A 6,445-nucleotide genomic window follows, 5' to 3' on the forward strand; every position below is an offset into this window, starting at 1 on the left:
CCCGCCTCCCCCTTCGCAGGGGGAGGAGCACAACGAAACCGCCGGGCAGGAGGAAGAGTATTAATTAGCAAACATTTCTTCCAGCCAGCCGACCCGCATCTCAGGTACGGAGTGCAGCAATTCGCGGGTGTAATCGTCCAGCGGTTCGGCCAGAGTGGAGCTGACCGGGCCCTGGCGCACAATCACGCCCTGTTTTAGCACCGCGACGTCATCGGCGACTTCCCGCACCACCTGCAAGTCGTGAGTGATGAACAGATAAGAAATGCCGGTGTCTTGCTGGATCTGGCGCAGTAAAGCCAGCACATCGCGGGCGACCAACGGGTCGAGTGCCGAGGTGGGCTCATCACAAACGATAACTTTGGGTTCAGCCGCCAGCGCCCGCGCGATACAAACGCGCTGTTTCTGACCGCCGGAAAGCGCATCCGGAAAACGCTCTGCCAGTTCAGCATTAAGCCCGACTTGCGCCAGCAAAGCTTTTACCCGCGCCTCACGCTCACTGCGGTTCAGCGTGGTAAAACACGCCAGTACGCGCGAAATCTGGCCGCCGATACGCTCTTTCGGGTTAAGCGCCGTATCAGGGATCTGATGGATCATCTGCACATCGCGCAATTGCACGCGGCTGCGCTGACGCAGCCCGGCGGGCAGCAAGGTCTGCTCCAGGCTGACATCTCCCGACTCCGGCACCAGTAATCCGCAAATCACTTTACCGAGGGTCGATTTGCCTGAACCCGATTCACCAATGACCGCCAGCGTGCGGCCTCGTGGCAAACTGAGTGAGATGTTTTGCAGCACCGGCTGCGCATGATAGCGGGCGCTGACATTACTGATCGTCAGCATCAGCGGCGCATCGCCGGTTTGCGGTGTTTTGGTCTTGCCCTGCGCCTGTAACAGGCGGCGAGTGTAATCCTGCTGAGGCTCAGCCAGCAGTTGTGCCGTCGGTGCGTGCTCCACCATTTTGCCGTGCTGCAATACCATAATGTGATGGCTTATCTGCGCGACCACCGCCAGATCATGGCTGATATAAATCGCCGCCACGCCGGAAAGGCGAATGACATCGCTGATAGCCTTCAGCACGCCGAGCTGCGTGGTAACATCCAGTGCCGTCGTCGGCTCATCGAAAATCAGCAGTTCCGGCCCCGCGCAAAGTGCCATCGCAATCATCGCCCGCTGTAACTGGCCGCCGGAAACCTGATGCGGATAGCGATGATAAAACTGCTGCGGCTCCGGCAATCCGAGCTGTTCGAACAGCTCAGTCGCCCTCTCCTGCGCCTGCTGGCGGTTAAAAATATTGTGTTTCAGCGCCGCTTCGATCACCTGCTCGCCGAGCGTTATCGCCGGATTAAACGCCGCACCGGCAGATTGCGCCACATAGGCAATTTGCCTGCCACGCACCTGACGCAGCTGGCGGTCAGAAAGCTGGGTCAGCGCCTGCCCGCTGAAGGCAATCTTGCCTGACTGAATGCGCATCCCCTGACGGCAATGCCCGAGGATTGCCAGTCCGATGGTCGATTTGCCCGCACCCGATTCACCAATCAGTCCGAGCACTTCGCCGCGTCTGACGGTAAAAGAGACATTATCCACCAGCGTGCGCGGATTTTTTCCCTGCGAAACCACACACAAGCTTTCAACGTTCAGTAACGGTTCATTCATGCTTTTTTCCCCCAGACGCGACGCTGACCGCTCATCAGCCAGTCCGCCACTGCGTTGACCGCCAGCGCCAGCACGGCAATGGCACCGCCTGGAATTAATGCCGCCCAGACACCAAACAGAATGCCGTCTTTGTTATCGCGTGCCAGTCCGCCCCAGTCGGCAGTCGGTGGCTGAACGCCTAAACCGAGGAAAGACAGCGCGGAAAGGAACAGCAAAATGAAGATAAAACGCATGCCGAATTCGGCAATTAACGTCTGTAAAGCATTCGGTAAAATGACCCGCCACAGGATCCAGCCGAGGCTTTCGCCGCGCAGACGTGCCACATCGACAAATTCCATCACGCCGATATCCACCGCGAGAGAACGTGCCACACGCAGTACGCGGGTGGATTCCAGCAGGCCGAGCACCAGCGTCAGCACCAAAATGGTTTTAGGTAACACGGCCAGCACGATCAGTGCCAGGATCAGCGTCGGGATCGCCATCACGATATCGTTGCAGCGGGAAATCACCTGATCCAGCCAGCCACCGCGCAATCCGGCGATAAAGCCCAGCGTACAGCCAACGATAAACGCTACCAGCGCCGCCAGCGCGGTCACGCCCAGGGAAACGCGGGTGCCCCAGATCAGCCGGGAAAGCAGATCACGTCCGAGATTATCGGTGCCAAGAAGTGCGTTGGGTCCCGGTAAATCCCACGACATGCCGAGCGTCTGATCCGGAGCATGAGGCGCCAGCCACGGAGCAAAAATGGCGATAACAATAAACAGACTCAGCACCAGCAGGCCGAGAATCGAAGCAGGTTTTAATGCAGGCATGACAACAATTCCTAAGATTCAGCGGTTGTGGCGTAAACGCGGATTTGAGATCAGCGCCATCACATCTGCAAGCAAATTCAGCAGAATATAAATGCCAGCCAGTAAGAGCGCGCAGTCCTGCATCACCGGAATATCACGCTTGCTGATGCTGTCGACCATGTATTGTCCGAGTCCCGGATAAACAAACACGTTTTCGACAATCACCACGCCGACCATCAGATACGCCAGATTAATCGCCACGACGTTAATAATCGGCCCGACAGCATTGGGTAAAACGTGGCGCCACAAAATGCGCGACGGCGACAACCCTTTCAGCAGCGCAGTGTCGACATACGCCGAACTTTGTGCGGCAATCAGCGCCGCGCGGGTCATGTTGCTCATATGCCCGAGGATCGCCAGCACCAGCGTCGCACACGGCAGCGAGATCGCAGAAAGTTTGGCCGTCAGCGGCATATCTGCCGTGATACTGCTGTTGCTTGGCGCCCACGCCAGCGTGATGGCAAAAATCAGGATCAGCAGATAACCGGAGAAAAACTCCGGCAACGCGACCGTCGCACGGGTGATCACATTGAGCAGCGTATCAATAACACTGCCGTGATAGCGCACTGAGATAAACCCGATCAGCAGCGCCAGCGGCACCGCAATCGCGGCGGTGCATCCGGCCAAAAACAGCGTATTGCCCAGACGGGTAAACAGCGGACCGCTGATGGCTTCACGGGTAGAAAAACTGGTGCCGAAATCACCGTGCAGTATGCCAAACAGCCAGCTCAGATAGCGGCTGACAGCCGGTTTATCCAGCCCGAGCTGGAGATTCAGTTCGCGAATGGCATCCGGCGTCGCGCTCTGGCCCAGAATAGCCGTCGCGGCATTGCCCGGCAGCAGCTGCACACCGGCAAAAATCAGCACCGAGACCGCGAGTACCACCAGCACGCCATAAAACAGGCGCACCAGCACCATGCTCAGAAGGCCGGAATGAGGTTGCGAAAAACGGCCCGCAGGCCGTTGAGTCGCTTTCTGTTGTGCAGATAAGTCAGACATATTTTTACCCGGTTCAGCCTTCGATCCAGACTTTTTCCGCCGCGCGGTTGCCACTCAGCGGCATCCCCGGAACGGAGGTGAACCCTTTGATTTTGGATGAACAGCCGTCGAGCGCATCGGCATACAGCGGAATGATTTCGCTGCCCTGATCGACCAGCATCACCTGAATATCGTGATAAATCTGCTTGCGGCGCGCTTCATCCGGTTCACCGCGTGCGGCTTTCACCATCGCATCGAACTCTGGCACATGCCACGCCGATTCGTTCCACGAAGACTGGCTGGTGAACACCAGTGAAAGCAACGCATCGGCAGTCGGACGGTTCGCCCAGTTAGACGAAACAAAAGCTTTCTTCTGCCAGATGTCATTCCAGAACGCATCGTCCGGCACGCGTACCACATTCAGGTTAATGCCCGCTTTGGCCGCGGATTGCTGATAAATCTGACCGGCATCGACTGCGCCGGGGAAACCGGCATCCGCCACATTCAGCGTCAGCGGACCGCTGAAACCGGACTTCTTCCAGTGGAATTGCGCTTTTTCTGGGTCGTACGGACGCTGCGGAATGTCTTTCGCGAAGTAACGGTTCGACGGGAAGATCGGGTTGTCATTCGCCACGCTGGCATAACCGCCGAGCACGGTGTCGATTATTTTCTGACGATCAATGGCGTATTTCAGCGCCAGACGGCCATCCACATTATCGAACGGCGCGAGATTCGACAGCCCCGGGAAGGTGTAAATCATGCTGTCTTTGGCACGCACCAGTTTCAGGTTCGGCATACGCTCGATGCGGCTGACAATGCGCGGATTCACGCGGTTAATCAGTTGCGCCGATCCGCTGACCAGCGCGGCCACGCGGGCAGTAGAATCGTTCATTGCCAGCGTTTCGACCGAATCGACATGACCGCGTTCGCTGTTCCAGTAGTTCGGATTGCGTTTGGTCAGCGTGGTGACGCCCGGCTGGAATTTCTCCAGGATAAAGGCGCCGGTACCGATGCCTTTATCAAAGCTTTCGTTTTCAGCAGTAATGGCGAAATGCACGGCGCTCAGCAGCCAGACGAATTCGACGTCCGGCGCGGTGAGTTTGATCGTCACTTCATGTTCACCGGTGGCTTCAATGGAACTGACCGGGTCCAGATAGCCTTTCACCGGCGACGTGGATTTCTCGCCACGATGGTGATTAAGGGAATACACCACGTCTTTCGCGCCCAGTGAGCGACCGTCATGGAACTGCACGCCCTGACGGATTTTCAGCACCCAGGTTTTACTGCCGTCAGTGGAAGCCCACGACTCGGCCAGCGACGGCGCGAGCTTCGCGTTTTCGTCGATTTCCACCAGATTGTTAAACATCTGCGAGCCAACGAAATACATATAAGTTTCGAACCAGAACGCCGGATCCAGACGGTCAGTACTTGAGGCGTTATCCACGCCGACGACCAGATGGCCGCCTTTTTTCGGCTTATCTGTCTCCGCAGCAAAAGCATTTCCCAGCCACAGAGAATGCGTTGCCGCAGCAACGGTAAGTGCCCCCGCACTTTTAATGAACGAACGACGATCAATCATATGTTTCCCCTGTCTCCGAAGGATGCCTTCAGAATAAAAATGTGATTTTTCTTTTTATGGACGTTATTTAACGAAGGCTTTTTTCAGCGCCGCAATATGTTCCGGCCCGATGCCGCAGCAGCCGCCAACCATCGTCGCGCCCTGCGCCACCCAGTCTTTGGCGAAATCGAGGTATCCGGCAGGATCGGTGTCCTGACGCATTTTGCTCAGCCCTTCGTTGGCACCGCGCGTGTTATCGGAAGGTTCGAACGCGTTGGCATACACACCGATATCAAGCGCCGATCCCTGCGAGGTCAGGGCAGCGCGTGCGGTTTTCACCGCCGTCGCCATCACTTCCGGTCGGCTGCAATTAAACAGCACCGCACCGGCAGAAATCCGCAGCGCAGCATTCACCGCCTCAGCAATAGATTCGCCGGAACGCAGCAGCGCGTTGCCCTGTGGGTCGAGATTGTCCTGCAAAGTGAAGGACAGCCACAGCGGACGCGGGTCATCGCCCAGCACATCACGCACCGCTTCAACTTCCGCCACAGAACTCTGTGTTTCCGCCAGCCAGACATCGACATTACCGGTCAGGTTATCCACCAGCACCTGAAGTAATTTTTTAGCCGCCACAGGTTCGAACAGATCCGGGCGATAAGATCCCAAAACCGGAGGAAGCGAACCCGCAACGAGCACTTTAGCCGGAGCCGCATCCGCCGCTTCGCGCGCCAGTTTGCCGGAAAGAGCGATCAGCGCCGCGCCCTGCTCAGCAAACACATCGTCCCCGACGTGGAAGGGTACAACGGCGTAGCTGTTGGTGGTGATCACCTGAGAACCGGCAGCGATAAAGGCATCATGCGCGGCACGAACAAACTGCGGAGCCTCTATCAGCGCCAGCGCAGACCATTCGGGTTGACGAAAAGGAGCGCCCATCCGGGCCAGTTCGCGACCCATGCCGCCATCGAGGATTTTAATGTTACTGAACATTGTGTCACCACCATCGTATTTTTCTTAGCCGAATCAATCGTTAACACGGCAGGTGATGACACTCTACAAAACGAACGTTTAGATGTCTAGATTTCTTAATGGCTAAAAGGTGGATTTTTAATTGCAAATTGTTCTCACTCGCCGTGAGGGCTGGATCGAGAATATTTCGGTTTCTTAACAACGGTTATCACGTAGCCTTTCGTGCCGAAACCGACCAAGAGGGAAAAGTGCTTTTTCCCTCTTGGATCTCCCTTCGCTTTTTCAACAGGCGCTAACGCTCGCTGGCTATGTTTCAGGTAGCACAGTGACAGGCTGGAAATCTTGCCGCTGCGCGGTTCCTTCTCTCGGTCCTGAAGCCTGAGGTCTTCAGGCCGCTCCGTTCAGCAAGATTTCTGAATCGCCCGCACGATCTTAAATTCAA

5 protein-coding genes are annotated in these 6,445 nt (G+C 56.6%); all 5 read right to left on the reverse strand.

Translation table 11 applies throughout. The features are described 5' to 3' along the window. Positions 1 to 60: 60 nt before the first annotated feature. The gene (locus tag UC15_RS21005; RefSeq protein WP_112290684.1) at positions 61 to 1,650 is read right to left on the reverse strand and encodes an ABC transporter ATP-binding protein; all 1,590 of its coding nucleotides are present in this window, start codon (positions 1,648 to 1,650) and stop codon (positions 61 to 63) included. Beyond that, on the reverse strand, positions 1,647 to 2,462 hold the full coding sequence (locus UC15_RS21010; protein ID WP_112290685.1) for an ABC transporter permease: 816 nt from the start codon (positions 2,460 to 2,462) through the stop codon (positions 1,647 to 1,649). Before UC15_RS21010 ends, UC15_RS21005 begins: the two co-directional genes overlap by 4 nt. A gap of 18 nt (positions 2,463 to 2,480) precedes the next feature. Next, the gene (locus tag UC15_RS21015; protein WP_112290690.1) at positions 2,481 to 3,419 is read right to left on the reverse strand and encodes an ABC transporter permease; all 939 of its coding nucleotides are present in this window, start codon (positions 3,417 to 3,419) and stop codon (positions 2,481 to 2,483) included. Positions 3,420 to 3,513: 94 nt separating this feature from the next. After that, positions 3,514 to 5,055 (reverse strand): ABC transporter substrate-binding protein, encoded by a 1,542-nt coding sequence (locus UC15_RS21020; protein ID WP_192878644.1) that lies wholly within the window; start codon positions 5,053 to 5,055, stop codon positions 3,514 to 3,516. 66 nt (positions 5,056 to 5,121) lie between these two features. After that, a complete protein-coding gene (locus tag UC15_RS21025; protein ID WP_112290688.1) occupies positions 5,122 to 6,024 on the reverse strand; it encodes a homocysteine S-methyltransferase family protein in 903 nt (300 codons plus the stop codon). Positions 6,025 to 6,445 lie beyond the last annotated feature (421 nt).

This window comes from Rahnella sp. AN3-3W3, from assembly GCF_003263545.1.
Classification (GTDB): Bacteria; Pseudomonadota; Gammaproteobacteria; order Enterobacterales; family Enterobacteriaceae; genus Rahnella; species Rahnella variigena.